Below are 25391 nucleotides of genomic sequence, written 5' to 3'. Positions count from 1 at the left end.
GGTGGAGTTGAACCGGCATCCTAAAAAGAATCGAGCAGCTCATGTCTGGATGGCTCGTGGCAAGCGTTGGCATGGTTGGTGATGGAACATATTTTGGCTGGGACGGCTTCACCATCCAATCCGGAAACCTGATCGTGATCGTCGTGATGATCATCTTGTTCATCCTGGCCTTGGTCCTGCCTTTTCCCGGAGGGAAGCGGCGGAAATGACTGCCCCTGCAACACCGGGACACGGCGCGCAGGTCGATGAAACAGACGCCCGCACCTTGACCGGCAGGGCCCGCCGGTGGCTCCTGAGGAAGCTTCCGCCGGACAAACTCTTGCCCGAGGACCAGCCAAGCTTTGTGGCATCCTGGGCGTACGTATTCGGCATGGGGGCGATCGCGTCCCTGCTGTGGATCATCGTTTCCGGGATCGTGCTGGGACTGAACGGACCCCAGTGGTATCACGTGTCCTCGCTGGGGAGTTTCGTCAACAGCACGCATTTGTGGAGCGTGGAGTTCTTCTTCATCTTCATGGTGGTGCACCTGTGGCTGAAATTCTGGATGGCGGCCTGGCGCGGGGGCCGGGTCCTGACCTGGATCACCGGCGTGATCTCCTTTGTCGTTTCCATCGTGGCGGCCTTCACCGGGTATCTGCTCCAGACGAACTTCGATTCGCAGTGGATTGCCTTCGAAGCGAAGGATGCGCTGAACGCGGTCGGAGTAGGCGCTTGGTTCAATGTGGCCAACGTCGGTCAGCTCTTCACCTGGCACGTCACGCTGCTGCCCTTGGCCGTGGGCGCTGTGGTGGTCCTGCACGTCCTGCTGGTCCGGGTCCACGGCGTTGCACCTCCACTAGATGCCGCGCAGTCCGACGCCCAGCTGCTTCACAACCGCCCGGAGGCCACCGAACCTCCGAAGGCCACCGAATCCGGGGGCGCAGTGCAATGACCAGGAAAAGCAGCAGTACCTCCTGGCGGAAGGCGGACGACGTTGCCAGCAGGCCCTGGACGGGCAGCGTCCGCGAATATGACCTCATCAAAGAACTGATCATCGGCGTTGTGGTGGTCGGCCTGCTCGTGCTCGGTGTGTCCGCCATCTTCGGGTCCCCTGATGAGCCCAGCGTGAGCCTCAAGACGTGGGCCACGGCCGCCCCCGCGGATTTCGTTGGCACCGCCGCGAAAGAGCTTGCCGGCACCAGCGATACTGCCGGATACGGGCCGCCCTACAACTCGACCCCGGACGCGACGCAGAAGATCGGCCCCGTGGACCTTCAAAGCCTCTCCGGCGTCCGCCTTCCGGTTGATACCGCCAATGACTTCGTGATCGCCCCGCTGGCGACGCTGCCGTCGCCGCCGGCAGAGCTGGCGAGCTGGACGGCCGCCACGGATCAGCAGCGCTCAGCCTGGGCAGCTGCCTATTCGGACGCCCTTGCCGCTGCGCCGGATAACGACCCGGCCCAGGTGGGCGACGGCGACTATGGCCCGGTCCCTGCACTGACCGGAGCGTTGCTGGATATGGCGCGCCAAGGCAGTTTGGACGGCGTGCTGCAGAACGGTGGAAACTTCTACAACATGGACTACACGCGCGGCCTCCTCTTTTTGGGCGACGGCGGCTACTTCCCGGATCTTGCGGCCAGCCAACACCTCTCCGGGGATCAGTGGGGCGTGATGAACGAAACCGGCGATACGCCTGGGCAGTCCTGGTTGTGGCTCTTCTCGCTCCTTTACCAAGTGGAACCGTTCAAGTCCGCGCCCAATGCCGATGCCCTCGTAGTCGTCACGATGTTCGTGCTGACGGCGTTGCTGGCCCTGTTGCCGTTCATCCCCGGACTACGGTCGCTGCCGCGGGTGATCCCCCTCCATCGCCTGATCTGGAAGGACTACTACCGCAACCGCTGAGTCTGCCGGCAATCCGTGACGCCTAGCTTCGGCTGAGGAGTACAGGCGCGTTATTGTCAGAGGTCCCTGAAACACTGGATTCATGGACGGCAATTACGGGCCCGAAGTGGCTCCGGCAGGACACGGCGACGGTGGCTTCAGCCGCGCCGGGAGCGGCGCGGCCGCCGGACCGCTGGGTTCCGTGCGCATGGCCACGGACAGTGCCGGGATCATTGACAGGATCCGGGAACTGGAAGACTGGAAGTCCGCCGCGTCCGCGGAACAGGCCCGGCTCGCCGTGGCCTTCGACCTGCTCCAACGCCGCGAACAAGCCCGGCTCGGGGTCCCGGCCGAGAAGCTCGGCGCCGGGATCGGCGCGCAGATCGCCCTGGCCCGGCGCGAATCCCCGGCCAAGGGCGGCCGGCTCCTGGGCCTGGCCAAAGCCCTCGTGACCAAAATGCCCCACACCCTCACCGCCCTGCAGACCGGTCAGCTCAACGAATGGCGCGCCACCCTGCTCGTGCGCGAAACCGCCTGCCTGACCGCCGCGGACCGGGCCGCCGTCGACGCCGACCTCGCCGCCGACGCCGGGACGTTCGCCGGCGCCGGTGACCGGTCCCTGGTCGCCGCGGCCCGGGCCGCCGCGTACCGGCGTGACCCCCGCTCCGTGACCCAGCGCGCCGCGCACGCCGCCACCGAGCGGCACGTCAGCCTCCGCCCGGCCCCCGACACCATGTGTCATCTGACCGCCCTGCTGTCCGTGGCCCAAGGCGTCGCCGTCTACAAGGCGCTGAGCGGGCACGCCGACACCCTCCGCGCCGCCGGGGACCCGAGGGGCCGCGGGCAGCTCATGGCCGATGCCCTGGTCGAACGCACCACCGGGACCCCGGGCGGGATCAGCGGGGTCGAGATCCAGCTCGTCATCACCGACCGCACCCTCTTCCAGGCCGGCGCCGAACCCGCCCGGCTCCCCGGCTACGGCACCGTCCCCGCCGCCTGGGCCCGCACCCTCATCAACGGCACGGCCGGCGCCCACAGCGGTGACGGCGGCAGTCCCCCTGGACCCGGCGCCGCGGCCCCGAACACGGACAGAAACGATGACGGCCAGTCCGGCGGTCGCCCTGGACCGGGCGGCACCGCCGGGAGCGGCGATGACCCCGCGTTCCGACTCTGGCTCCGGCGGCTCTACACCCACCCCGGGTCCGGCGACCTCGTCGGCATGGACTCCCGCGCCCGGCTCTTCCCGCCCGGCCTGCGCCGCTTCATCCAGGCCCGCGACGACACCTGCCGCACCCCCTACTGCGACGCGCCCATCCGCCACCTGGACCACATCATTCCCTGGCACACCGGCGGCCCGACCACCACGGACAACGGCGCCGGCCTCTGCGAAGCCTGCAACCACACCAAAGAAACCCCCGGCTGGAGAGCCCGCCCCGCACCCGGTCCCCGCCACACCCTCCAGCTGACGACACCGACAGGCCACACCTACAACTCCACCGCGCCACCGTTGCCAGGATCGCCTGCCGGCGAAGCGAGCGCGGATTCCCGCCGCCAGCGCCGCGACGAGCGCCACCGCACGAAGACGCTCAAGCGTATGCGGCCCTCAGGCTCACTGGCGGCCTGAGCGGCCCGGAGGCTTGACGTGGTTTGAGAAGCACTTTCTACCGGTGAAGGAAGTGGGACGGTTCGACGAGTCGGCTGGTTAGGAATCGCTCAATGGCAGTGAACACCTGAACGTGCGCGGCCAAGGAGGCACGTCAGTCGTTCGGGACTTCCAACGAGTGATTGGCGTCCAGAATGTCAACGAACGTCGGTGCGGTTTCTGACAACGCAGCGGTTGCCCAAGACTTGTCTTTGGATCCACCGATGAGCAGATCCGGATTACTTGTTTCAGCAAGTGTCCGCCGAATGACGTCATCCGTGAGGATAGGAGTGAGCCAAATAGCTGGCACTTGAGCCTCTTCTGCCCAAGGAATGGAGAACGTGCCAAACGACTTGGCCACGATGAGTCGATGGTCGGCGTGCGGAAACTCGGCGAACGCCTGTTGAACTGCACGAGCCGCGAACCCGTGGGGGTCATCCCCAGGTTCATCATCGTCGGTCCAGCGAATTGCCTGCACTTGCCAGCCGCGGTCTCTCAACTGTTCTGCAGGCCAGTAAAGAAGAGGCGCTTCGACCTTGTACCCCGCACCTGGCACGAGCACAGTCACGTTGGTCTCACCGTGAGTGGACTCACAGCCCGGCCAGAGGAAAGTTTCCATGCCGGAGTTACTACCGACAGGGCTTGCTTTCCGGCCGGATGGCAGAAGGTGATGAGCAGAATGTGACCGCTGCGGCGTTGGCGGGGAACCGGCGTCGAACGGATCTCAAGCTGTCCAGGCTTGCACGCACAAAAAAGCCGCCCGCCGATCGGAATGATCAGCGGGCGGCTTTAGGGCAACTCGGCTTCAGGGCAACTCGATTTTGGGGCGACTCACCGGCCAACCGTGAGTGTCAGCGCGCGCCGATCTCCTCCGGCTCGGGCTCGCTGTCGGCCGAGGCTGAGGCCGAAGCCGCGGGCCCGAGCTTCGCACCTTCAACGTCCACGTCCGGCAGGATCCGGTTCAGCCAGCGGGGCAGCCACCACGCCTTATCGCCGAGCAGGTACATCACAGCCGGGACAATCGTCATGCGGACCACAAACGCGTCCACCAGGACACCGAAGGCCATCGCGAAGCCCAGCGGCCGGACCATGTTCAGGTGCGAGAAGATGAAGCCGGCAAACACGCTGACCATGATGATCGCGGCGGCGGTGACCACGGTCGCGGCATGGCTGAAGCCGGTGCGGACCGCATGCTTGGCCGATTCCCCGTGCATGAATGATTCGCGCATGCCGGAGGTGATGAACACCTGGTAGTCCATGGCCAGGCCGAACAGCACGCCGATCAGGATGATCGGCAGGAAGCTCAGCACTGCGCCCGGGTTTTCGACGCCGAAAACGGGACCCAGCCAGCCCCACTGGTAAACCGCGACGACGGCTCCGAAGGCGGCCGCCAGCGAGAGCAGGAAGCCGCCCGTGGCCAGCAGCGGCACGACGATCGAGCGGAACACGAGCAGCAGCAGGATCAGCGACAGTCCGACGACGATGCCCAGGTACGGGGGCAGGGCGTCGCCGAGCTTTGTGGAGACGTCGGCCTCACCGGCCGTCTGGCCGGTGAGGCCGATGCTGACACCGGTGGAGTCCTTGATACGGTCCTTTTCGGCGCGGAGCTCGGAGACCACCTTGACGGTGCTGGCGCTGGCGGGGCCCTCCTTGGGAATGACCTGGAACACCGCGGTGCGGCGGTCCTCGCTCAATGCCACCGGAACGGCTGCGGTGACGTTGGCCGTGCCGCGGAGGATGCCGGCGACGTCGAGCTGCTTTGCCGTGGCTTCGTCCTCGCTCAGGCCGACGGGGAAGTCGCCCACCACCACGATCGGGCCTGTCATGCCTTCGCCGAAGCTGCGGCCGGTGACGTCGTAGGCCTTGAACGCCTGCGACTCAACGGGCTCGGACCCGCCGTCGGGCAGCGCGAGGCGCAACTGGCTGGCCGGCAGCGCCACGATGCCCAACAGCAGGACACCGGCCAGCAGCGCCAGGACCGGGTGCCGGGTGACAAGGCCGCCCCAGCCCTGTTTGCTGCGGCGTTCGTCGCGGGCACGGTCCGCGCTTTCGTGGCCGGGGGCGGCGTTGTGCTTCTCCGCCTTGGCCCAGACGCGGCGGGAAATGAGCCTGGGCCCGATCAGGGACAGCATGGCAGGGGTGAGGGTCAGGGCGACGACGACGGCGACTGCCACCGTTGCGGCGGCCGACAGGCCCATGACGGCCAGGAAGGGAAGGCCCGGAATAACGAGGGCCGCAAGGGCGATGATGACCGTCAGGCCCGCGAACAGCACGGCGTTGCCGGAGGTGCCGGTGGCGAGGGCGACGGATTCCTCCCCGTCCATGCCGGCCAGGAGCTGGCCGCGGTGCCGGTTGACGATGAAGAGCGAGTAGTCGATGCCGACGGCGAGGCCCAGCATGAGCGCCAGCATCGGGGAGATGGAACTCATGTCGACGGCGCTGCTGAGCGCGAAGGTGCCGCCGACGCCCACGGCCACACCGACCAGGGCCATCAGCAGGGGGAGACCGGCGGCGATGAGGGTTCCCAGCATGACGATGAGCACCAGGGCCGCAATGGCAATGCCGAGGATCTCGGAGATGCCGAACAGCTCCGAGACGTCCTCGGTGATTTCCTTGCTGGCCAGTGCGGTCACGCCGGCAGAAGAGACTTCGTGGGCGATGTCCTGGACCTGATGGCGGACTTCGGGGGCCAGCCCGTTGATCGAGGTCTTGAACTGGACCTGTGCGATCGCCGCCGTGCCGTCTTCGGAAACGAACCGCATGCCCTGCGAGGCTTCAAGCTGGCGCATGGCGAGAGCGAGCTTCGCCGCGCCGGCCTCAAGTTCTTTGGTCCCGGCGTCGAGCTTTTCCTGTCCGGCGGCGAGGGCAGCCTTCTGCTGGCCGAGCTGGGCGTCGATGGCCCCGGCGGACATGCCGGCCGCGGTCATCTGCTCCTCGGCGGCGGCCAGCTTGGACTTGCCAGCGGCCAGCTGGGCGGCTGAGGCGTCCAGCTGCGCTTTGCCTGCGGAGGCCTGCTGCTCGCCGGCGGCAAGGTCCGCGACGGCCTTGTCCAGCTGGGCCTGGGTGGCGAACGGGTCCACGGTGCCCTGAACGTCGGGAAGGGTTTTCAGCTTGGCCAGGGCAGCCGAGACCGCGTCTTTGCCGGCCTGGGTGAACTGGCCGTCCTTTGACTCGAACACGATGCCGGCCGAGCCGCCCGAGGACTTGGGCAGTTCCCGCTTCAGCTTGTCCGCCATCTGCTGGGTTTCAGTGCCCGGAATCTGGAAGTTGTTGGACATGGTGCCGTGAAAGGCCGCCGCCGCGCCGCCGACGGCCACCAGGACGGCGAGCCAGAGGGAGATGACGAGCCAACGGTGGCGGTAGGAAAACTTGCCGAGACGGTAGAGCAATAGGGCCATGTCAGTGCCGATCTTGGGAAGGGGTGGCGGGGGAGTGTGATGCGAAACCGGAGCCGAGCAAGCTCATGGAATCAATGAGGAGCTGGCGCAGGATGGACAGGGAATCCGGGCTGAGGTCGCCGCCGCACCGGGCGAACCAGACATCCATGGCGGCCTTTCCGCACGAGATGATGGAGCCCGCGAGGGCGCGGAGGTACAGTTCGTCGATCTCGACGCCGGAGCCCTGGGCGAAGCGCTCACGGGCGGCGTCGATGATCTCAACGGTGCAGTGGTCCCAGGCTTCCAGTTCGGAACGGCTGAGCATCGGGTTCGCCTGGCCCATGCTGTACAGCTCGGCTAGGGGCGCCACTGTCATGGGGTCGGCGAGTTCAACCAGGGCCGCCCGCGCAGATTCCAGGATGGGCTCGCCAGCAGGGCGGAGCCGGAACTGCTGGAGTGCCGTGTCCAGGAACCCGTGGGTCACCGAGGCAATGACCACTTCGGTGCTGGCGAAGTAGTTGAAAAACGTGCGGCGGGATATGCCGGCTGCCTCGGCAATGTCCTCCACCGTGAAGTTTCCGGGACCCCGCGTGCGGAGCAAGTCCATGGCGGCGGCCGTGATGGCCTGCCGGGTGGCCGCCTTATTCAGTTCGCGGCGCGATGGCGGTGCGGCGCCGGATTCGCCGGACTCACCGGATGGCGAAGCCTGGGCGGCGGAAGGAGGTGGTGGTGTGGACACGCGCTTACACTACGTGCATGTTTGCACTCTGCGCAAGTATTTTCGGGGAGACCGGTAGGCCTGGAATCAGGGCTTGAGCGGGACCTTCGTGCCGCCTGAATTGGTCTGGCCGCCTGAATTGGCCGTGCCGCCGGAATAGGCCCATGACTTCGCCGAAGACGGCGTCGATCCGATGCCCGGAATGTCGTTCGATGTCACGATCAGCATGCCCGGAGCCTACCCACTTTTGCCGCCCGCGCGACCGGCGCCATGCTGCACAGTATCCCTGCCGGATTCACAGGAAAGTGAAAGCTGGGAAACAGCTATCCCTGCTGGGGCGGGTGCAGACTGGAGGTGCTCGCGGAGCAGAACCATCAGCTTCAAGCGCCGTCACCACTGCGCAGATCAGGAGACAGCACATGTCACGCACAACCAAAATCGCGCTCGGCCTCGGGGCGGCGGCCGTCGCACTGGGCGCCGGGCTCGGAGTCGCCGGGATGGCCTCCGCGACCACGGCGCCCACCCCCACCCCCACCCCCAGCTCGAGTGCCCCCGGGACCAACCCTGCCGACGGCTACGGCATGCGCGGTGGACGCCACGGCCACGGCGGCGCGGAGTTCGGCGCCCGCGCCAAGGAGCTCGCGGCCAAGCTGGGTGTCGACGAGGCCAAGGTCGCCGACGCCCTGAAGGCCTTCCGCGAAGCCAACAAGCCCACCACCGCGCCGGCCCCCGGGCAGCCAGGACAGAAACCGGACCGTGCCGCGATGGAGAAGGCCCTGGCCGCTTCCCTGGCGAAGTCGCTCGGCATCGATGAAGCCAAGGTCACTGCCGCCCTGGAGGAACTGCGCACCGCCGAGCAGGCCAAGCACGCGGCAGCCCTGAAGCCCCGGCTGGACCAGGCCGTCAAGGACGGCACCCTGACCCAGGCAGAAGCGGATGCCGTCACCAAGGCCGCCGAAAAGGGTGTGATCGGCGGCCGCTAGGCTGCTGTGGAATTGGGCCGGTGGATTTGGGCCGATGGATTTAGGTCAACGTTGGTTAAAACCAGAGAAGTCCCCGGGGGTTCCCGGGGACTTCTCCTGTACACGCTTCCTGTAAAACGCTCGTTCAGCAGCTACGCCTTCGCGTCGGCCAGTTCGCGTTCGTCCCGTCCACTCGCGGGAGCTGCGGCAGCGGACGGATCAACGGCGGACGTGTCGACGTCGTCGCTGAACGGGTCGCCGTTGCGCGGCGCGTTGTACAGCGCTTCGTCCAGGATGCCCTGGCGCTTTGCCACGATCGCCGGGATCAGGGCCTGCCCGGCCACGTTGACGGCGGTGCGGCCCATGTCCAGGATCGGGTCGATGGCCAGCAGGAGGCCGACGCCGGCCAGCGGCAGTCCCAGCGTGGAGAGTGTCAGCGTCAGCATGACGACGGCGCCCGTGGTGCCGGCGGTCGCGGCGGAGCCGAGGACGGACACCAGCGCGATCAGCAGGTACTGGGTGAAGTCCAGCTGGATGCCGAAGAACTGGGCCACAAAGATCGCCGCCACGGCCGGGTAGATCGCGGCGCAGCCGTCCATCTTGGTGGTCGCGCCGAGCGGCACCGCGAAGGAGGCGTAGGCGCGGGGCACGCCCAGGTTCCGCTCGGTCACGCGCTGGGTCAGCGGCAGCGTGCCGATCGAGGAGCGCGAGACGAAGGCCAGCTGCACGGCCGGCCACACGCCGGAGAAGTACTGCCTGACAGACAGGCCGTGGCTGCGGACCAGGGCGGGGTAGACCACGAACAGCACAAGAGCCAGGCCGATGTAGATCGCCACAGTGAACTTGCCGAGCGAGCCGATGGTGTCCCAGCCGTAGACGGCCACGGCGTTGCCGATCAGACCCACGGTGCCCAGCGGCGCGATCCGGATGATCCACCAGAGGACCTTCTGGATGACGGCGAGGGCGGACGCGTTCAGGGCCAGGAAGGGTTCGGCCGCCTTGCCCACTTTGAGCGCGGCGATGCCGACGGCGATCGCGATCACGAGGATCTGGAGGACGTTGAAGCTCACGGCGGTGGTGGCGACGCCGTCGGTGACCGTGGTGCTCGCGCCGAGGCCCAGGAAGTTCTTCGGGAACAGCCCGGTGAGGAAGGCCCACCAGTCACCGGACTTGCCGGCGTACTTCGCTTCCTGGCTGATGCCGGTGCCGGCACCGGGCTGCAGCAGCACGCCCAGGCCGATGCCGATCAGCACGGCAATCAGCGAGGTGATCGCGAACCAGAGCAGCGTGTTCCAGGCCAGCCGGGCCGCGTTGGAAACGGCGCGCAGGTTGGAGATTGAGCTGACGACGGCGGTGAAGATCAGGGGGACCACGGCGGTCTGCAGCAGCGAGACGTAGCTCGAGCCGATGGTCTGCAGCGTTGTGCCGAGGGCGTTGGGGTTTGCCTTGGTGCTGCCGGTGTACTTGGCCAGCAGGCCAAGGCCCAGGCCGACGATCAGGGCGGCGATGATCTGGAAGCCGAACGAGCCGGCCCATTTGGGCAGCTGGAACCCGGTCTTTCCAGCAGGTGCGGGGGTGCTTGTCTGAGTGGTCACCGGAACACGCTAGGACCGTCACGAATAGCATGACCAACGGATGTTGAGAAATGTTACGCGGCGGTATTTTCGCCGCGACGGCCAAATCCCGGGAATTCTGCCGGAAGACTGCCCGATTGTGAAGTTATTCCCGGGCGGAATGTGGTGATTGTCTCGTCCCGGGCGCCGCCGGTCACGCGAGATGGCAGTTCGCGGCAGTGTTTTTTGGGAAACACTGCCGCGAACTGCCATGCCGAGTTTCGGTTCGCGCGGAACGCGACCTACCCCAGCAGCGCGCGCTTGAGGGTGTCGAGGCCCACCGAGCCGATGTTCAGGGCCTTTGTGTGGAAGGCCTTGAGGTCGAAGCCGGGGCGGGATTCCAGCTCTGCCCGGATCTGCTCCCAGAGCCGCTGGCCCACCTTGTAGGACGGTGCCTGTCCCGGCCAGCCCAGGTAGCGCGTGAACTCGAACTTCAGCTGGCCCTCACTGATCGGCAGGTTGGCGCGGAGGAACTCAAAACCCTTGTCCGCTGTCCAGATGCCGCTGCCCCAGCGCTTGGGGACCTCAAGCTCCAGGTGCACGCCGATGTCGAACACCACGCGGGCCGCACGCATGCGCTGCATGTCCAGCATGCCCATGTGGTCGCCCGGATCGCCGAGGTAGCCGAGTTCCTGCATGAGCCTCTCCGCATAGAGCGCCCAGCCTTCCCCGTGGCCCGAGGTCCAGCACACGCTGCGGCGCCACTTGTTCAGCAGCTCGCGGCGGTAGGTGGCGGTAGCAACCTGGAGGTGGTGGCCGGGTACGCCCTCGTGATACACCGTGGTGGTTTCGGCCCAGGTGGTGAAGGTGTCTTCGCCGGCCGGCACGGACCACCACATCCGGCCGGGACGGCTGAAGTCCTCCGAGGGGCCCGTGTAGTAGATGCCGCCCTCGTCGGTGGGTGCGATCCGGCACTCCAGCGTTTTCATGACGTCCGGGATCTCGAAGTGGACGCCGGCGAGCTCCGCGACGGCTTTGTCGGAAAGTTCCTGCATCCAGGCCTGGAGGGCGTCGGTGCCTTTGAGCTGGCGGGCGGGATCGTTGTTCAGGATCTCCTTGGCTTCCTCGACTGTGGCGCCGGGCCGGATTTCCCCGGCTACTCGTTCCTGTTCGGCGATGAGGCGGTCGAGTTCCTGGACGCCCCACGCGTAGGTCTCCTCCAGGTCCACGGTGGCGCCGAGGAAGTCCCGGGACGCCAAGGCGTAGCGCTCGCGGCCCACGGCGTCCTTGGCCGGGGCGACGGGCAGGAGTTCGGCCTCGAGGAAGCCAGCGAGCCGGGAGTACGCCACCCGGGCGGCGGCCGTGCCGGCGTCGAGCTGGGACTGCAGTTCCGCCGGGAGCGGGCCCTCCGCGGTCTTGGCGCCGGCGGCGAGCTTCGCGAAGAAGCCGTCTTCCGCGGCGTGCTTGGTGGCCTGCTCGATCACGATCGACACCTGGCGGGCAGCGGCCACCTTGCCGTCCTGCATCGCCGAACGCAGCGACTCGATGTACCCGTCGATCGCGGCGGGGACATTGTGGGCCCGGCCCGCGATGTGCCCCCACTGCCCGGCGGTGTCCGTCGGCATAAGGTCAAAGATCGCGCGGATGTCCTGGGACGGGGACGCGATGTTGTTCAGATCGGCCGTGTGCCAGCCCGATTCGTGGATTTCCAGCTGCAGGCCCAGCCGCTCGTGCATGGCGTCGAGGGTGACGGCGTCGACGTCGTCAACCGGCTCCAGCCCGTCCAGCGCCGCGAGGGCCTCGCGCGCGGCGGCCGCGAATTCCTCGTGGCCGGAGGGGGAAAAGTCCTGGTACTCGGTCTCGTGCCCGGGCAGGCCGAGCTCGGTGGCGAAGCTCGGGTTGAGCCGGATCAGGGTGTCCGTGTAGGCGTCGGCGACGGCGTCAATGGCGGTCTGCGGGCGCGCGGGGGCAGTGTTGTCTGAGGCGATGATTTCGGTAGTCACCCGACGAGACTAGCCCGGTCGCGGTGGTTATGAAAGAGTCACTGAACTTTTTTCCGGGGCCGGGTAAGAAACAGGCTGCCGCCCAGCCGAGGACGCTCAGCCGAGGCTGCGGCGCCAGGCTTCCGGGCCGGGCCTGGGTGCCAGCCGAAGCTGCTGCCGGCGGACCCAGTGCCGGACACCGGGCTTTTCCGGGGCGGCCTGCTGGGCTTGCCCCAGGGTCAGCACGACGGCGGTCAGCGCCGCCAGCTCTTCCGGCGTCGGTTCTCCCTTGGCGACGGAGAACAGGACCTCGGGTGTGGCCTCTGGCCCGGTGGCTGGCTCGAGGGGGGTGCTGGCTGGACCGGTGGGGATCACAGCGGGATGTTCCCGTGCTTCTTGGCGGGCAGGGCGGCCCGCTTGTCCCGGAGGGCGCGCAGGCCCTTGATGATCTGCACCCGGGTCTCGGACGGTGCGATGACGGCGTCCACGTAGCCGAGCTGGGCGGCCTGGTAGGGGTTGAGCAGCTCTTCCTCGTACTGGCGGATCACCTCGGCGCGCTTGGCCTCGACGTCGCCGCCGTTCTCTGCCACCGCGGCGAGTTCACGGCGGTACAGGATGTTCACTGCGCCCTGGGCGCCCATGACGCCGATCTGGGCGGTGGGCCAGGCGAGGTTGAGGTCCGCGCCGAGCTTCTTGGAGCCCATCACAATGTAGGCCCCGCCGTAGGCCTTGCGGGTGATCACGGTCAGCTTGGGCACGGTGGCCTCGGCGTAGGCGTAGAGCAGCTTCGCGCCGCGGCGGATGATGCCCTGGAACTCCTGGTCCTTGCCGGGCAGGAAGCCCGGGACGTCCACGAGCGTGATGATGGGGATGTTGAAGGCGTCGCAGTGCCGGACGAAGCGGGCGGCCTTTTCCGATGCCGCGATGTCCAGGGTGCCGGCGAACTGCATGGGCTGGTTGGCAACGATGCCTACCGTGTGGCCCTCAACCCGGCCGTAGCCGATGATGACGTTCGGGGCGTAGAGGGACTGCATCTCCAGGAAGTGAGCGTCATCGACGATCTGCTCGATGACCTTGCGCATGTCGTACGGCTGGTTGGCCGAGTCCGGGATCAGCGCGTCCAGGGCGAGGTCGTCGTCGTCGACCTCCAGCTCCTGGGAATGCTCCAGCGCCGGAGCTTCGGCGAGGTTGTTGGAGGGCAGGAAGTCCAGCAGTTCGCGGACGAACTCGACCGCGTCGGCCTCGTCGGAGGCCAGGTACGTCGAGGTGCCGGTGTTGGCGTTGTGCTGGCGGGCACCGCCGAGGGTTTCCATGTCCACGTCTTCGCCGGTGACGGTCTTGATGACGTCGGGGCCGGTGATGAACATGTGGGAGGTCTTGTCCACCATGACCACGTAGTCGGTCAGGGCGGGGGAGTACGCCGCGCCGCCGGCGGAGGGGCCCATGATGAGGGAGATCTGCGGGACGACTCCGGAGGCGTGGACGTTGTTGCGGAAGATGTCCGCGAACATGGCCAGGGAGGCGACGCCCTCCTGGATGCGGGCACCGCCGCCGTCGAGGATCCCGACCACCGGGCAGCCGTTGCGCAGTGCGAACTCCTGGACCTTGACGATCTTTTCGCCGTTGACCTGGCTCAGCGAGCCGCCGTAGACGGAGAAGTCCTGGCTGTAGACCGCGACCGGGCGGCCGTCCACCGTGCCGTAGCCGGAGACGAGCCCGTCGCCCAGCGGCTTCTTCTTCTCCATGCCAAACGCGGTGGAGCGGTGCACGGCCAGCGCGTCAAATTCGACGAAGGAGCCGGCGTCCAGCAGCAGGTCGATGCGCTCGCGGGCGGTGTTCTTGCCGCGCGCGTGCTGCTTGGCGATCGCTTCCGGACCGGAGGGCTGCTCGGCACGGGCCTGGCGGTCGCGGAAATCTGCAATCTTTCCCGCAGTCGTGGTCAGATCGTGGCTCATCAAGTGTCTCCGGCTCTGTTGCTAAGTTGTACGGCGCCCGTCTGCTGTGTCCTTTGGCTGGAATCCACAAAAGCAGGGCTCTGCTGGCAAGTCTAGTGACGGTATTGGCAGGTGCCGCTGTAGGGAACCTACAATTTTCCCGCCGCGAAGCTCCCGCACCGCCTTGTTACCCGTCAGTAACATCAGTCCGCTAGAGTGTGGGCATGACTTCAAGCAATGATGCTTCGGGCACCGCCGCAGGGCCGTACCAGGCCGCCGGTTCCCTCCAGGGCCGCACTGTCCTCATCTCCGGGGGCAGCCGCGGCATCGGCCTGGCGATCGCGCTCCGCGCAGCCCGGGACGGCGCCAACATCGTCCTGATGGCCAAGACCGGCCAGCCGCACGCCAGGCTGGAGGGTACCGTGTACACCGCCGCCGAACAGATCGAGGCCGCCGGCGGCCAGGCGTTGCCGCTGGTCGGCGACGTCCGCAACGACGCCGACGTCGCCGGCGCTGTCGGCGCCGCTGTGGACCGCTTTGGCGGGATCGACGTCGTCATTAACAATGCTTCGGCGATCGATCTCTCCGCGACCGACGACGTGGACATGAAGCGCTACGACCTCATGCAAGACATCAACGTCCGTGGCACTTTCCTGCTCTCGAAGATGGCGCTGCCGGCCCTGCGGGCATCCGAGGCCGGGCACATCCTCACGCTCTCCCCGCCCTTGAACCTGGACCCCAAGTGGGCCGGCCTGCACCTGGCCTACACCATGGCGAAATACGGCATGAGCCTGACCACGCTGGGGCTGGCCGAGGAACTCAAGGCCGACGGCGTCACCGTGAACTCGCTCTGGCCCTGTACCTTGATCGACACCGCGGCGATCCGCAACATGCCCGGCGGCGACAGAATCGTCAAGGGCGCCCGCAGCCCCGAAATCATGGCCGACGCCGCCCACGCCGTGCTGACTGGCGCCAATGCGGTCCCGGCTCACGGCAGCCGGAGCGGAAACTTCTACACGGATGAAGAAGTTCTGGCGGCGGCAGGGGTAACGGACTTCAGCCCGTACAGCCTCGGCGCGCCGGAGGATCAGCTGGTGCCGGACATCTTCCTCTGAACTTGCTGAGTGTTTTCGGCCGCCTGCCCTGCGGAAATTCCCCTGCTTTGAGGATCTGACGCCGAAAATCCCCGGCGTGTCCGGCCGACCCGCCGGACATGCCGGCCAAAGGTGGGGAGTTTCAGCAGAGGTTTTGAGTCAACGGGGGCGGGAGCCTCGGTGCGCTTTCCTCGGTAGGATTCAAGCATGGAAGCCGTGCAGGAAACCCCGGACCGTCCGCACCTCGACCTGAGTGCCCTCAGCGATGAGGCGTTCCTGTCCGCCAACGGAATTCCGCGGCTGACGGTGGTTGAGTCCACCGGCTCCACCAATGCCGATCTCCTCCGCGGCGTGACCGAGGATCCCACCGCCTGGCCGGACCTGTCGGTGCTTACCGCCGAGTACCAAAGCGCCGCGCGCGGCCGGCTCGACCGCCGCTGGGAGGCGCCGGCCCGCAGCTCCGTCTCCGTCTCGCTGGTGCTGCGGCCCGTCAACGCGGCCGGCCGGCCGCTGCCGACCCACAGCTACTCCTGGCTCTCCCTCCTGGCCGCCCTTGCCCTGCGTGAGGCCCTGACGGAAACGGCTGGCCTTCCGGCGGAACTCAAATGGCCCAACGACGTCCTGGTGCGGGGCCGGAAGATCGCAGGCATCCTGGCCCAGCTCGGTCCGCTCGGCGGCGCCGGCACGCCCCCGGTCATCCTGGGAACGGGCCTGAACGTCACGCTGACCGAGCCCGAGCTCCCGGTCCCCACCGCCACGTCCGTGTTGCTGGAGAATCCGGACACGGTGGACCGGACGGAGCTCCTGAAGAGCTACCTGTCCCGCTTCGCCACCCTCTACCGGAGTTTCTGCAACGCCGACGGCGACCCCTCCGCCGGCATGGCCGGCGGCCCGTCGCTGCATAAGAGGGTGGAACACCTGCTGTCGACCCTCGGCAAGCAGGTCCGTGCCCAGCTCCCGGGCGATCACGAGATTATTGGCCACGCCACGCGCCTGGACGAATACGGTTCGCTCCTGGTGGTCGACGCAGCGGGCCATGAGCATGTGGTGACGGCCGGCGACGTCGTGCACCTGAGGCCGTGGAACCCGGCCGGAACCGGCGGGCAGGGCGACGGCCGCGGCGGCGCGGAAAGCGGTTATGCGTAAAGTGCTCCTGCCGGGAGAGCAAGTGATTGTGGTGACCCGGCCCCAGCCCAGGATGCTCATTGTCCCGGGGCTGATGTTCATTGTCGTTCCGGCCTTGGCGGCCTACGCCTGCGCCTGGGTTGTCAAGGGCGGGCCGGCGCGGCTCATTCCGCTCATCCCCAAGGACTGGACGCCCTGGCTGGTTGCCGTGTGCCTGGGGTTGGCGGCGTGGGTGCTGGTGGGCTACTGCCTCCCGCGGGTCATTGCGTGGCACGCCACCCGCTACATCCTGACCAGCCAGCGCTTAGTTACCCGGTACGGCATGTTACGGCGGCGCGATGAACAGGTTGCCCTCGCCGCCGTCCGCCATGTGGCCATTGAGCAATCGTTGTTGCAGCGGCTATTGCGCTCCGGGAATATATCCTTGGAGACCGGGTACCCCGTTGGAATGGTGGTCCCAGATGTCCCGGAGGTCGCGACATTCCGCAACTTCATGCTGGACGCTATCGGCGATCTCCCCAAGGACGAGGTGTTCGGGGCCGATGGCATGACCTACAACCCGGGCGAGGCCTGGCCATGGGAGACGAGAGAAGGTGGAAGAGATGAACGCTGAGAACGTCCACCAGGACATCGACCTCGCTGCCCCTGATTTGCCCCGGGAGTCCGAAGACGTCGCCGGTCCGGCTGCGCCCGGCAGCGGCGCCGAGACCGCCTTCGACACTGAAGCCGGCGCGCTCATCGGTCCCGAAGCCGAATTCGAACCCGCCGAATCCGAATCTGAACCCGCCGAACCCGAATTCGAGCGCGCCCCGGAACCTGCCACTCCGCCTACTGGAACGATGTCCGCCGAACGGCTTGCCGCCAAGGCCCTCGAAGCCCGCCTGCTGGGCGGCGAACGCAAGCTCCGGCGCCGTGAAGTCGCCGCCGGCGCCGGACTCTCGCTGCTCTCTGCCCGGAAACTCTGGCGCGCCCTCGGCTTTCCCAACCTCGGGGATGAGGATGTGGCCTTCACCGAGCGCGACCAGTCCGCCCTGTCCACCATCGTGGACCTCGTGCGTGACGGCAAGCTCACGGAGGAAGCCGCCATCTCCATCACCCGGGCCATCGGTCAGATGACCGACCGGATGGTCGTGTGGCAGATCGAGGCCCTGGTGGAGGACATGGTCCAGGAACAGGGCGTGCCGGACGCCGTCGCGCGCAAGCGGCTGGTCAGCGAGCTGCCGAACCTTATTGACGCCCTCGAGGAAATGCTCGTCTATTCTTGGCGCCGGCAGCTCAACGCCGGTGTGCAGCGCCTGGCCGTCCGGGCCGAGGCCGGACTGCAGTCCAGCGAAGAGGGCCGCGAAGGCGACGAGGACGATTCGCCGCTGCCGCTGGCCCGGGCCGTTGGCTTCGCCGATCTGGTGTCCTACACCAGCCTGTCCCGCCGGATGAACGAGAAAACCCTCGCCCAGCTGGTGCAGCGCTTCGAGAACAAATGTGCCGAAATCATCTCCGTCGGCGGCGGCCGGCTGGTCAAGACCGTCGGCGACGAAGTCCTCTACATTGCCGAGACCCCCGCGGCCGGCGCCGAGATCTCCCTGGCACTGTGCCGTGCCTTCACCGAGGACGAGATCCTGCCCCAGGCCCGCGTGGCCATGGTCTGGGGCCGCATCCTCTCCCGCCTCGGCGACATCTACGGACCCACCGTCAACCTCGCCGCCCGCCTGACGGCCCTCGCGGACCCCGGAACGGTACTGGTGGATTCGATGACCGCGGCCGCGCTGGAGCAGGACGAACGCTTCGTCCTCGTGCCCCGCCCGGCCGAGGACGTCCGCGGGTTCGGTGAAATCCACCCGGTGCAGCTGCAGCCCGGCAGCGGCCGGGGCCTGATCCTGGACTGATCGCCGGATCAGCCCGGCGGTAGCCCGTGGCGGGCTTCTCAGTTGTGCGGCGCATATGCAATAGTCGGACCGGCAGTTGCGATCCGGCCGGGTTTGTGACCGCCGTCAACCCTCGCGCACCACCGCAGCCGCGCACCACTTCATTGAGGACCGCCATGAACCCAACGCCAGACGCCCCCTTCCCGCCGTCGGACGGGAAACGGGGACCGCGCCTGCGCTGCGGGTACGGCACGGACCGGGGACTGCGCCGGGAGGCGAACGAGGATTCCTTCATTGCCGCAGACCCCGTCTTCGCCGTGGCGGACGGCATGGGAGGGCATGAGGCGGGCGAAGTTGCCAGCGGCATCTGCGTGCGCACCCTGGCCGAGCTGCCACAGTTCAAGACCGGCAGCCGGGACGCGACGGCGGACATCCTCCAGGAGTACCTGCTCATGGCTGACGCCGGCATCCGTCACGCCACCGGATCCCGCGCCGGAACCACCTTGTCCGGCGTCGTGGTGGTGGAACAGCTGGACGTTCCGTACTGGCTTGTCCTCAACATCGGTGATTCACGCACCTACCGGTACAGCCACGGCCAGCTCGCCCAGATCAGTGTGGACCATTCCGAGGTGCAGGAACTCCTTGACACCGGGCAGATCACCGAAGCCGAGGCCGCCGTGTATCCGCGCAGGCATGTCGTGACGCGAGCCCTGGGAACCGGACACGACTCCGAGGCCGACTACTGGCTGCTGCCCCTCGAAGACGGCGACAGGATCCTGGTCTGCTCCGACGGGCTCAACGGGGAACTGGGCGATGAGCAGATTGCCGGCATCCTTGCGGCCGAAGCGGACCCCCAGGCGGCGGTAGACGAACTGATCCAGGCGGCACTGCGCAGCGGCGGCCGGGACAACATCACGGCGATCGTGGTCGACGCCCGGACTGCAAACGAGGATGCGCCCGTCTGACCTCGGCCCCTTGACCGGCCCCACGACCGGACCCCTGACCGGACCATGGGCCGGCCCGGGGCCCTACCCCTGGACCGGACAATGTCGTGGATCTAGGGCAGGATAGGTCTGTGAGCACAGGGAAGACCGCAGCAGAGACCGCAGCAGGGATTGAAAAAGCAGCCGAAGCAGCCCCCGGGCACGCCACGGATCCTCGAGGTCCCGACGGGGGGCAGGTCCCGTCCGGGGACATCCGCGCGGAGTATGAGGACCTTGTGGAACAGGTCCGCAAACACCGTTTTGCGTACTACCAGGAGGACGCTCCGATCATCTCCGACGCCGAGTTCGACGAGCTTTACCGGCGGCTGGAAACGATCGAGGCCATGAATCCGGAACTGGTGGCCAACGATTCGCCCACGCAGGAAGTCGGCGGCGAGGTGTCAGCGGCGTTTACCGCCGTCCAACACCTGCAGCGCATGTACAGCCTGGAGGATGTCTTCTCGCTCGAGGAGCTTGAGGCCTGGATGGTGAAGGCCGAGGCGGGCGTCGCCAAGCTCGGCAACGGCAGCAATGGCGGCAACCCGCCGTCGTGGCTCACCGAACTGAAGATCGACGGCCTGGCCGTCAACCTGCTCTACCGCGACGGGGCGCTGGTCCGGGCCGCCACCCGCGGCGACGGCACCACCGGCGAGGACATCACGCACAACGTCCTGACCATCAAGGAAATCCCGCAGCAGCTCAGCGGCAGCGGCTTCCCGGCGGAGATGGAAGTCCGCGGCGAAGTGTTCATCCCGTCCCAGGCCTTCGCGGAATTCAACGAAGCCCTGATCGAGGCCGGCAAAGCGCCGCTGGCCAACCCGCGCAACGCCGCAGCCGGCTCGCTGCGGCAAAAGGACCCCGCCGAAACCGCCAAGCGTCCGCTGCGGATGTACGTCCACGGCATCGGCGCCCGCGAGGGGCTCGACATTGCCAGCCAGTCGGAGACTTACCGCAAGCTCGCCGAGTGGGGACTGCCCACGAGCCCCTACTTCGAGGTCCTCGCCGGGCTGGCGGACGTGCTGGACTTCATCAAGCGCTACGGCGACAAACGGCACAGCCTCACCCACGAGATCGACGGCATTGTCATCAAGGTGGACGACTTCGCCACACAGCGGGCGCTGGGTTACACCACCCGGGTGCCGCGCTGGGCCGTGGCCTACAAGTACCCGCCCGAAGAGGTCCACACCAAGCTGCTCGACATCGCCGTCAACGTCGGCCGCACCGGCCGGGTCACCCCGTACGGCGTGATGGAACCAGTCAAGGTTGCCGGCTCCACCGTGGAAATGGCCACCCTGCACAACCAGGAAGTAGTCAAGGCCAAGGGCGTGAAGATCGGCGACATCGTGGTGTTGCGGAAGGCCGGAGACGTCATTCCGGAAATTGTGGGCCCGGTCCTGGCGCTGCGGGACGCCCAGGACCCGCCCGTCCGCGATTTCATCATGCCCACCGAATGCCCCGCCTGCGGCACGCCCTTGGCCCCCGGAAAGGAAGGGGACGTGGACATCCGCTGCCCCAACTCCCGGTCCTGCCCGGCGCAGTTGCGCGAGCGCGTCTTCCACCTCGCCGGCCGCGGTGCCTTCGACATCGAGGCCCTCGGCTGGGAAGCCGCCATCGCCCTGACCCAGCCCGCCGAGCCCGCAACGCCGCCGCTCACCACCGAGGCGACCCTGTTCAACCTCACTCCGGAGCAGCTCGCGGACGTCCGCGTCCGCCGGGAGAAGCGCTCCAAGGGCGTGGGCACGGGGGAAATCGAGCTGGTGCCCTACTTCTACACCAAGGCCACCACCAAGACCCCGTCCAAGCCCACGGCCACCACGGACAAGCTCTTCCGGGAATTGGAGAAAGCGAAGTCCCAGCCGCTGTGGCGGGTCCTCGTGGCCCTGTCCATCAGGCACGTCGGCCCGCGGGCCTCGCGCGCCCTTGCTACCGCGTTCGGCAGCATGGACGCCATCCGGCGGGCCTCCGAGGAGGAGCTCGCCAGCGTCGACGGCGTGGGTCCGGTCATCGCCCAGGCGCTGACCGAATGGTTTGCCGAGGACTGGCACCGCGACATCGTGGACCGCTGGGCGGACGCCGGCGTCCGGATGGCGGACGAACGCGACGAGTCCACGCCCAGGACCCTGGAAGGGCTGACCATCGTGGTGACCGGAAGCCTCGAGGGCTTCAGCCGCGATGAAGCCAAGGAAGCCATCCTGATCCGCGGCGGCAAAGCGGCCGGCTCGGTCTCGAAGAACACCAGCTACGTGGTGGCGGGCGATAACGCCGGCACCAAACTGGACAAGGCCGAACAACTCGGAGTCCCGGTGCTGGATGAGGACGGCTTCCGGGCGCTGCTGGCGGACGGGCCGGCCCGGACCACCGCGGACAGCGTTACGGACGGCGTCCCGGAAGGCGTCCAGGATACTGGCGACGACGGCGAGTTCCTCGGCGTCGAGGCTGCGGCGACCGAATGAGCACGCGCCCCGCCGGTCCTCCCGAGTCCGCGCCCGGCATTCCTGCCTTGCTGGAGCTGGCCAAGTCGGCCGCGGCGGCGGGGGCCGCTGTCCTGGCCACCCGGAAAACCGCCGCCCTGGACGTCAGCAACAAGGGCGACTCAGGAGACTGGGTGACGGCCTTCGACCTCGCCGCCGAGGCCGCCGTCCGGGACGTCATCACCGCCGCCCGGCCGTGGGACATCATCACGGGGGAGGAGGGCGGCACCGTCCTGCCGGCGGCGCCCAGCGGCTACCGCTGGTCCATCGACCCGCTCGATGGCACCACCAATTTCATCCGCAACATCGTCTACTACGCCACCTCCGTGGCAGTGGCGGACGCCGACGGCGTCTGGCTGGCCGGCGTCGTCAGCGCACCGGCGCTGGGACGCACCTACTACGCGTCCCGCGGCGAGGGGGCCTGGCTCCAGGAGCAGGGCCAGCTGACCGCCCTCTTCGGGCCGGTCCCCGGCCGGACCGGCCAGATCCTGGCCACCGGCTTCAGCTACGATCCCGACGTCCGGGCGGAACAGGCCACAGGCCTCGGCAGCCTGATGGACGGCTTCGCCGACATGCGCCGGCTCGGCTCGGCGGCGCTGGACCTCTGCCTCGTGGCGGACGGCACCCACGACGCCTACGGTGAGCGTGGGCTCAACGAACACGACTTCGCCGCCGGGGCCCTGATCGCCGAGGAAGCAGGCTGCTGGGTGCGCAGGCCGCGGCTCACCAGCCCCCTGGCCGGCGGCCCCTCCGACGACGAGCGCCTCGCCGCATGGACGTGCGCCGGACCGCTGGAACTCTCCGGCAAGTTCCCGCTCTAACGTCGTCTCGCCGGGCCGGCCCTGGCCGGAATGATGGGCCCGAATGATGCTCCTGAGTGATGGGCCTCCGAGTGATAGTTCAGTCACGGAAACGGCTTTTCCGGGCACGGCCCGGTCCGGGCGCCCGTACCATTGACAGGTGCCTTCGCAGATCCTCATTCGCCCCGCCGTTCCGGCCGATTACGACGCCATAGCGCGCATCACCCGGGACGCCTACCTGGCGGCGGGCTATTTTGAGAGCGCCGACCACCCGTACATGCAGCAGATCCAGAAGGTCGGGCAGCGCGCGTCCGCCGCGACGGTTTGGGTCGCGGAGCGCGAGGGCCGGATCCTGGGCTCCGTGACGCTGGCGGTCGCCGGTGAGCCCTACGCGGACATCGCCCAAAGCGACGAGCTCGAGTTCCGGATGCTCGTGGTGGACCCGTCCGTCCAGCGCAGCGGCGCCGGCAAGGCCATGGTCCAGGCCATCATCGACCACGCCAAGGCCCTGCCCGGAATCCACGCCGTGGCCCTCACCACGGGCGAGAGCTGGGAAAGTGCCCACGGCCTCTACCGGAAGACCGGCTTCCTGCGGGCGCCGGAGCGCGACTGGCTGGTGCCGGGCACAAACATCAAACTGCTCGTTTACCGCCAGGAGCTCTAGCCAGGGCAGAGGCCCCGCGCAGGGCCGCCGACACAAAGCAACCCGGTTTGGCAGCTCTTGGCCCTGGCGACCTAAAGTTGTGCCGATCCCCTGCGGCAACTGCGAAAGGCCCACCATGCGCAAGACCTTCGGTACCGGCTCCACCTGGGAACAGGCCCTCGGCTATTCCCGGGCTGTCCAGGTGGACAACACCCTTTACATCTCCGCGACCGCCGCCAGCGGCGAGGACGGAATTGTGGGCGACGACTTCTATGCCCAGACCAGCTACATCCTGCAGAAGCTCGGCGCAGTGCTGGCCGAGGCCGGCTTCGGCTTCGAGGACGTGGTGCAGTCCAAGCTGTACCTGACGGACATCAGCAAGTGGGAAGAGGCCGGCCGCGCCCACGGCGAGGTCTTCGGCGACATCCGTCCCACGCTGTCCCTCGTGCATGTGCTGCCGTTCCTGGATCCCAAGATGCTCGTCGAGATCGAACTCGTCGCCCAGAAGAGCGCCAGCTAGAAACCAACGCGGGGTCTTACCGCCCGTTCCGGCGCTCCCCTTGGGCCGTGGCTGACCCCGCGTTGCTGGAACCGGGACTCTGGCGGAACGTCCGGACTTGGAGTATGAAGGGCGCATGACCAAGGCGCACGGGCAGGGGCCTACCAGGATTCCCCTCATCGGCCAGTTCCGCTCCTATGACCGCTCGTGGCTGCGGGGCGATCTGATCGCCGGCGTCACCGTCGCGGCCCTGATCGTTCCTAAGAACCTGGGCTATGCAGGCATCGCGGGGATTCCGCTGCAGAACGGGCTGTATGCCGCGGCCGCCGGCGCCATCGTGTACGCGATCTTCGGCACGTGCCGGCAGATCTCGATGGGGCCCAGCTCGGGTCTGGCGGCGGTGGCCGCGAGTGCCGTGCTCGCGGCAGGCATCACCGGCGAGCAAGATATCGCCTCGTTCGTTGCGGGAATCACCCTCGCCGCCGGGATCCTGTTCCTGCTTCTTGCCGTCTTCAAGATGGGCTGGATTGCGCAGTTCCTCTCGAAGGCCGTGGTCACCGGCTTCCTTTTCGGCGCGGCGATCGACGTCGTCATCGGGGAGCTCCCCAAGCTCACCGGTACCGAGGTCACCGGCTCCAACCCGATTCAGGAACTGTGGTCCTGGCTGGGGACCCTGGGCGAGGCGCAGCCGACCACCGTACTGGTGGGAGCCATCGCCCTGGCTGTCGTCTTCGGGCTGAAAGCTGTCGCGCCTTCAGTCCCAGGTGCCCTGGTCCTGGTGGTGGGCGGATTGCTGGCTGAGGCGCTGTTCGATCTCGGGGCCAAAGGGGTTGCACTGGTGGGGGACGTGCCCAGTGGGCTGCCCTCGCTCGAGGTCCCGGACGGCCAGCTGATGTGGGACCACGTGGGGACCGTGGCTCTCGCGGCGGTGGCGGTGGTCCTGATCGGCTTCTCCCAGACCGCCGGGGATGCGAGGGCGTTCGCTGCCAAGCACCGCTACCAGATCGACATCAACCAGGAATCGATTGCCCAGTCGCTGGCCAACATTGCCGCTGGACTGTTCAAGGGGATGCCCGTCTCGACGAGTCTGTCAGCGAGCTCGCTGAACGACCACTCCGGGGCGAAGACCGGCCTTGCCTCCCTCACTTCTGGGGTCACAGTTCTGCTGACGCTGCTCTTCCTGGCGCCGCTGTTCTCGAACCTGCCTAAGCCCGTGCTGGCGGCGCTGATCATCGAGGCCGTCGTCATGGGCATGATGAACTTTCCGGAGATGCGGCGGCTTGCCCGGGTGCAGAGGTTCGACTTCTGGATTGCGGTCGCAGCGATCATCGGCACCCTCATCTTCGGCGTGCTCGCGGGCGTCGTGATCGGGATCGGCCTCTCGATCTTCTGGCTCGTCCGGGTGGCCACTCACCCGGAGATGCCGTCGCTGGGCCGCGAACCGGGCACCCAGGTCTTTCGTGAAGCCGATGGGCACCCCAGCGACGAAATCGTTCCCGGCGTTGCCGTGATCCGGTTCGACGGCGGCCTGTTCTTCGCCACCGCCGACGCGCTGGAGGACCGGCTGCGCGAGGTCATTCATTCAACACCGGGGCTCACTGGCATTGTGCTCGACTGCGGCGGGATCAATTTCGTCGACTCCCAGGGTGCAGCAAAGATGGCGGACATCGCGACCCTCGCCCGCGAGTCGGACGTCAACTTGCGTCTGACCCGGCTCAAACCCGCGGTTCGGGCGGTCCTGGAGCGCGACGGCGTGATCGAGCGCATCGGGGCGGACATGATTCACGGCAACGTCTACCGGGCCGTGCAGGCGGAGCAGGCCGCAGCCCGGAAAGAGCGTGACGGGACCAGCTAGAAGCGTTGCCCGTGTCCCGGTGCTGCCCAGC

23 protein-coding genes are annotated in these 25391 nt (G+C 67.5%); 15 read left to right on the top strand and 8 right to left on the bottom strand.

Annotation, left to right across the window (positions count from 1 at the left end; translation table 11 throughout):
- Positions 1-41 precede the first annotated feature (41 nt).
- The 4 genes from AC1D2F_RS07975 to AC1D2F_RS07960 all read left to right on the top strand — a co-directional run bounded on the left by AC1D2F_RS07975 (position 42) and on the right by AC1D2F_RS07960 (position 3484).
- A complete protein-coding gene (locus tag AC1D2F_RS07975) occupies positions 42-209 on the top strand; it encodes a hypothetical protein (protein WP_223914108.1) in 168 nt (55 codons plus the stop codon).
- Positions 206-931, top strand: a complete 726-nt coding sequence (locus AC1D2F_RS07970; protein WP_364747291.1) for a cytochrome b N-terminal domain-containing protein — start codon at positions 206-208, stop codon at positions 929-931. Before AC1D2F_RS07975 ends, AC1D2F_RS07970 begins: the two co-directional genes overlap by 4 nt.
- Entirely contained in the window at positions 928-1881 is a 954-nt protein-coding gene (locus tag AC1D2F_RS07965; RefSeq protein ID WP_476966516.1) for a hypothetical protein, read from the top strand. Before AC1D2F_RS07970 ends, AC1D2F_RS07965 begins: the two co-directional genes overlap by 4 nt.
- A gap of 82 nt (positions 1882-1963) precedes the next feature.
- Positions 1964-3484 (top strand): HNH endonuclease, encoded by a 1521-nt coding sequence (locus AC1D2F_RS07960; RefSeq protein WP_476966515.1) that lies wholly within the window; start codon positions 1964-1966, stop codon positions 3482-3484.
- A 133-nt stretch (positions 3485-3617) separates the two neighbouring features.
- Here AC1D2F_RS07960 and AC1D2F_RS07955 read toward each other — a convergent pair whose 3' ends face one another.
- The 4 genes from AC1D2F_RS07955 to AC1D2F_RS07940 all read right to left on the bottom strand — a co-directional run bounded on the left by AC1D2F_RS07955 (position 3618) and on the right by AC1D2F_RS07940 (position 7825).
- Positions 3618-4121 (bottom strand): hypothetical protein, encoded by a 504-nt coding sequence (locus tag AC1D2F_RS07955; protein ID WP_476966514.1) that lies wholly within the window; start codon positions 4119-4121, stop codon positions 3618-3620.
- A gap of 232 nt (positions 4122-4353) precedes the next feature.
- Positions 4354-6900: an MMPL family transporter gene (locus AC1D2F_RS07950; RefSeq protein WP_476966513.1), complete on the bottom strand. Its 2547-nt coding sequence runs from the start codon at positions 6898-6900 to the stop codon at positions 4354-4356.
- Position 6901: 1 nt separating this feature from the next.
- Positions 6902-7618, bottom strand: a complete 717-nt coding sequence (locus AC1D2F_RS07945; protein WP_476966512.1) for a TetR/AcrR family transcriptional regulator — start codon at positions 7616-7618, stop codon at positions 6902-6904.
- A gap of 66 nt (positions 7619-7684) precedes the next feature.
- Positions 7685-7825: a hypothetical protein gene (locus AC1D2F_RS07940; protein WP_476966511.1), complete on the bottom strand. Its 141-nt coding sequence runs from the start codon at positions 7823-7825 to the stop codon at positions 7685-7687.
- Positions 7826-8016: 191 nt separating this feature from the next.
- Between AC1D2F_RS07940 and AC1D2F_RS07935 the strand changes: the two genes are divergently transcribed.
- Entirely contained in the window at positions 8017-8580 is a 564-nt protein-coding gene (locus AC1D2F_RS07935) for a hypothetical protein (RefSeq protein WP_476966510.1), read from the top strand.
- Positions 8581-8711: 131 nt separating this feature from the next.
- On the opposite strand, the gene AC1D2F_RS07930 is transcribed toward AC1D2F_RS07935, so the two are convergent.
- From AC1D2F_RS07930 to AC1D2F_RS07915, 4 genes are all read right to left on the bottom strand, one after another.
- Entirely contained in the window at positions 8712-10154 is a 1443-nt protein-coding gene (locus tag AC1D2F_RS07930) for a dicarboxylate/amino acid:cation symporter (protein WP_476966509.1), read from the bottom strand.
- Positions 10155-10414: 260 nt separating this feature from the next.
- Positions 10415-12115 (bottom strand): DUF885 domain-containing protein, encoded by a 1701-nt coding sequence (locus tag AC1D2F_RS07925; protein ID WP_476966508.1) that lies wholly within the window; start codon positions 12113-12115, stop codon positions 10415-10417.
- A 96-nt stretch (positions 12116-12211) separates the two neighbouring features.
- Entirely contained in the window at positions 12212-12469 is a 258-nt protein-coding gene (locus AC1D2F_RS07920) for an acyl-CoA carboxylase subunit epsilon (protein ID WP_476966507.1), read from the bottom strand.
- Positions 12466-14049: an acyl-CoA carboxylase subunit beta gene (locus AC1D2F_RS07915; RefSeq protein WP_229993782.1), complete on the bottom strand. Its 1584-nt coding sequence runs from the start codon at positions 14047-14049 to the stop codon at positions 12466-12468. The genes AC1D2F_RS07920 and AC1D2F_RS07915 overlap by 4 nt, the downstream gene beginning before the upstream one ends.
- Before the next feature lie 203 nt (positions 14050-14252).
- Between AC1D2F_RS07915 and AC1D2F_RS07910 the strand changes: the two genes are divergently transcribed.
- From AC1D2F_RS07910 to AC1D2F_RS07865, 10 genes are all read left to right on the top strand, one after another.
- Positions 14253-15143: an SDR family oxidoreductase gene (locus AC1D2F_RS07910; protein WP_229993781.1), complete on the top strand. Its 891-nt coding sequence runs from the start codon at positions 14253-14255 to the stop codon at positions 15141-15143.
- Positions 15144-15329: 186 nt separating this feature from the next.
- Positions 15330-16268 (top strand): biotin--[acetyl-CoA-carboxylase] ligase, encoded by a 939-nt coding sequence (locus AC1D2F_RS07905; RefSeq protein ID WP_476966506.1) that lies wholly within the window; start codon positions 15330-15332, stop codon positions 16266-16268.
- Positions 16261-16860 carry a PH domain-containing protein gene (locus tag AC1D2F_RS07900; RefSeq protein ID WP_476966505.1) on the top strand — a complete coding sequence of 200 codons (600 nt, stop codon included), beginning with the start codon at positions 16261-16263 and terminating at the stop codon, positions 16858-16860. Before AC1D2F_RS07905 ends, AC1D2F_RS07900 begins: the two co-directional genes overlap by 8 nt.
- On the top strand, positions 16850-18130 hold the full coding sequence (locus AC1D2F_RS07895; RefSeq protein WP_229993778.1) for an adenylate/guanylate cyclase domain-containing protein: 1281 nt from the start codon (positions 16850-16852) through the stop codon (positions 18128-18130). The genes AC1D2F_RS07900 and AC1D2F_RS07895 overlap by 11 nt, the downstream gene beginning before the upstream one ends.
- Before the next feature lie 155 nt (positions 18131-18285).
- Positions 18286-19074 (top strand): PP2C family protein-serine/threonine phosphatase, encoded by a 789-nt coding sequence (locus AC1D2F_RS07890; RefSeq protein WP_229993777.1) that lies wholly within the window; start codon positions 18286-18288, stop codon positions 19072-19074.
- A gap of 110 nt (positions 19075-19184) precedes the next feature.
- Positions 19185-21545, top strand: a complete 2361-nt coding sequence (gene ligA / locus AC1D2F_RS07885; RefSeq protein ID WP_364747308.1) for an NAD-dependent DNA ligase LigA — start codon at positions 19185-19187, stop codon at positions 21543-21545.
- Positions 21542-22384, top strand: a complete 843-nt coding sequence (locus AC1D2F_RS07880; protein ID WP_364747310.1) for an inositol monophosphatase family protein — start codon at positions 21542-21544, stop codon at positions 22382-22384. Before ligA ends, AC1D2F_RS07880 begins: the two co-directional genes overlap by 4 nt.
- Before the next feature lie 139 nt (positions 22385-22523).
- Positions 22524-23027: a GNAT family N-acetyltransferase gene (locus AC1D2F_RS07875; protein WP_229993774.1), complete on the top strand. Its 504-nt coding sequence runs from the start codon at positions 22524-22526 to the stop codon at positions 23025-23027.
- 115 nt (positions 23028-23142) lie between these two features.
- Positions 23143-23526 carry a RidA family protein gene (locus tag AC1D2F_RS07870; protein ID WP_229993773.1) on the top strand — a complete coding sequence of 128 codons (384 nt, stop codon included), beginning with the start codon at positions 23143-23145 and terminating at the stop codon, positions 23524-23526.
- 115 nt (positions 23527-23641) lie between these two features.
- Positions 23642-25360, top strand: coding sequence for a SulP family inorganic anion transporter (locus AC1D2F_RS07865; RefSeq protein ID WP_229993772.1), 1719 nt, complete (start codon positions 23642-23644; stop codon positions 25358-25360).
- Positions 25361-25391 lie beyond the last annotated feature (31 nt).

The sequence above is a fragment of the Arthrobacter sp. P1_B3 genome, from assembly GCF_056406615.1.
This window is presented reverse-complemented; position numbering and strand designations above follow the sequence as displayed.

What these genes read in the sequence shown, in the direction of transcription:
- AC1D2F_RS07975 (WP_223914108.1), top strand. Translation starts at nt 42, where the DNA reads ATGTCTGGATGGCTCGTGGCAAGCGTTGGCATGGTTGGTGATGGAACA.
- AC1D2F_RS07970 (WP_364747291.1), top strand. Translation starts at nt 206, where the DNA reads ATGACTGCCCCTGCAACACCGGGACACGGCGCGCAGGTCGATGAAACA.
- AC1D2F_RS07965 (WP_476966516.1), top strand. Translation starts at nt 928, where the DNA reads ATGACCAGGAAAAGCAGCAGTACCTCCTGGCGGAAGGCGGACGACGTT.
- AC1D2F_RS07960 (WP_476966515.1), top strand. Translation starts at nt 1,964, where the DNA reads ATGGACGGCAATTACGGGCCCGAAGTGGCTCCGGCAGGACACGGCGAC.
- AC1D2F_RS07955 (WP_476966514.1), bottom strand. Translation starts at nt 4,121, where the DNA reads ATGGAAACTTTCCTCTGGCCGGGCTGTGAGTCCACTCACGGTGAGACC.
- AC1D2F_RS07950 (WP_476966513.1), bottom strand. Translation starts at nt 6,900, where the DNA reads ATGGCCCTATTGCTCTACCGTCTCGGCAAGTTTTCCTACCGCCACCGT.
- AC1D2F_RS07940 (WP_476966511.1), bottom strand. Translation starts at nt 7,825, where the DNA reads ATGCTGATCGTGACATCGAACGACATTCCGGGCATCGGATCGACGCCG.
- AC1D2F_RS07935 (WP_476966510.1), top strand. Translation starts at nt 8,017, where the DNA reads ATGTCACGCACAACCAAAATCGCGCTCGGCCTCGGGGCGGCGGCCGTC.
- AC1D2F_RS07915 (WP_229993782.1), bottom strand. Translation starts at nt 14,049, where the DNA reads ATGAGCCACGATCTGACCACGACTGCGGGAAAGATTGCAGATTTCCGC.
- AC1D2F_RS07910 (WP_229993781.1), top strand. Translation starts at nt 14,253, where the DNA reads ATGACTTCAAGCAATGATGCTTCGGGCACCGCCGCAGGGCCGTACCAG.
- AC1D2F_RS07905 (WP_476966506.1), top strand. Translation starts at nt 15,330, where the DNA reads ATGGAAGCCGTGCAGGAAACCCCGGACCGTCCGCACCTCGACCTGAGT.
- AC1D2F_RS07900 (WP_476966505.1), top strand. Translation starts at nt 16,261, where the DNA reads ATGCGTAAAGTGCTCCTGCCGGGAGAGCAAGTGATTGTGGTGACCCGG.
- AC1D2F_RS07895 (WP_229993778.1), top strand. Translation starts at nt 16,850, where the DNA reads ATGAACGCTGAGAACGTCCACCAGGACATCGACCTCGCTGCCCCTGAT.
- AC1D2F_RS07890 (WP_229993777.1), top strand. Translation starts at nt 18,286, where the DNA reads ATGAACCCAACGCCAGACGCCCCCTTCCCGCCGTCGGACGGGAAACGG.
- AC1D2F_RS07880 (WP_364747310.1), top strand. Translation starts at nt 21,542, where the DNA reads ATGAGCACGCGCCCCGCCGGTCCTCCCGAGTCCGCGCCCGGCATTCCT.
- AC1D2F_RS07870 (WP_229993773.1), top strand. Translation starts at nt 23,143, where the DNA reads ATGCGCAAGACCTTCGGTACCGGCTCCACCTGGGAACAGGCCCTCGGC.
- AC1D2F_RS07865 (WP_229993772.1), top strand. Translation starts at nt 23,642, where the DNA reads ATGACCAAGGCGCACGGGCAGGGGCCTACCAGGATTCCCCTCATCGGC.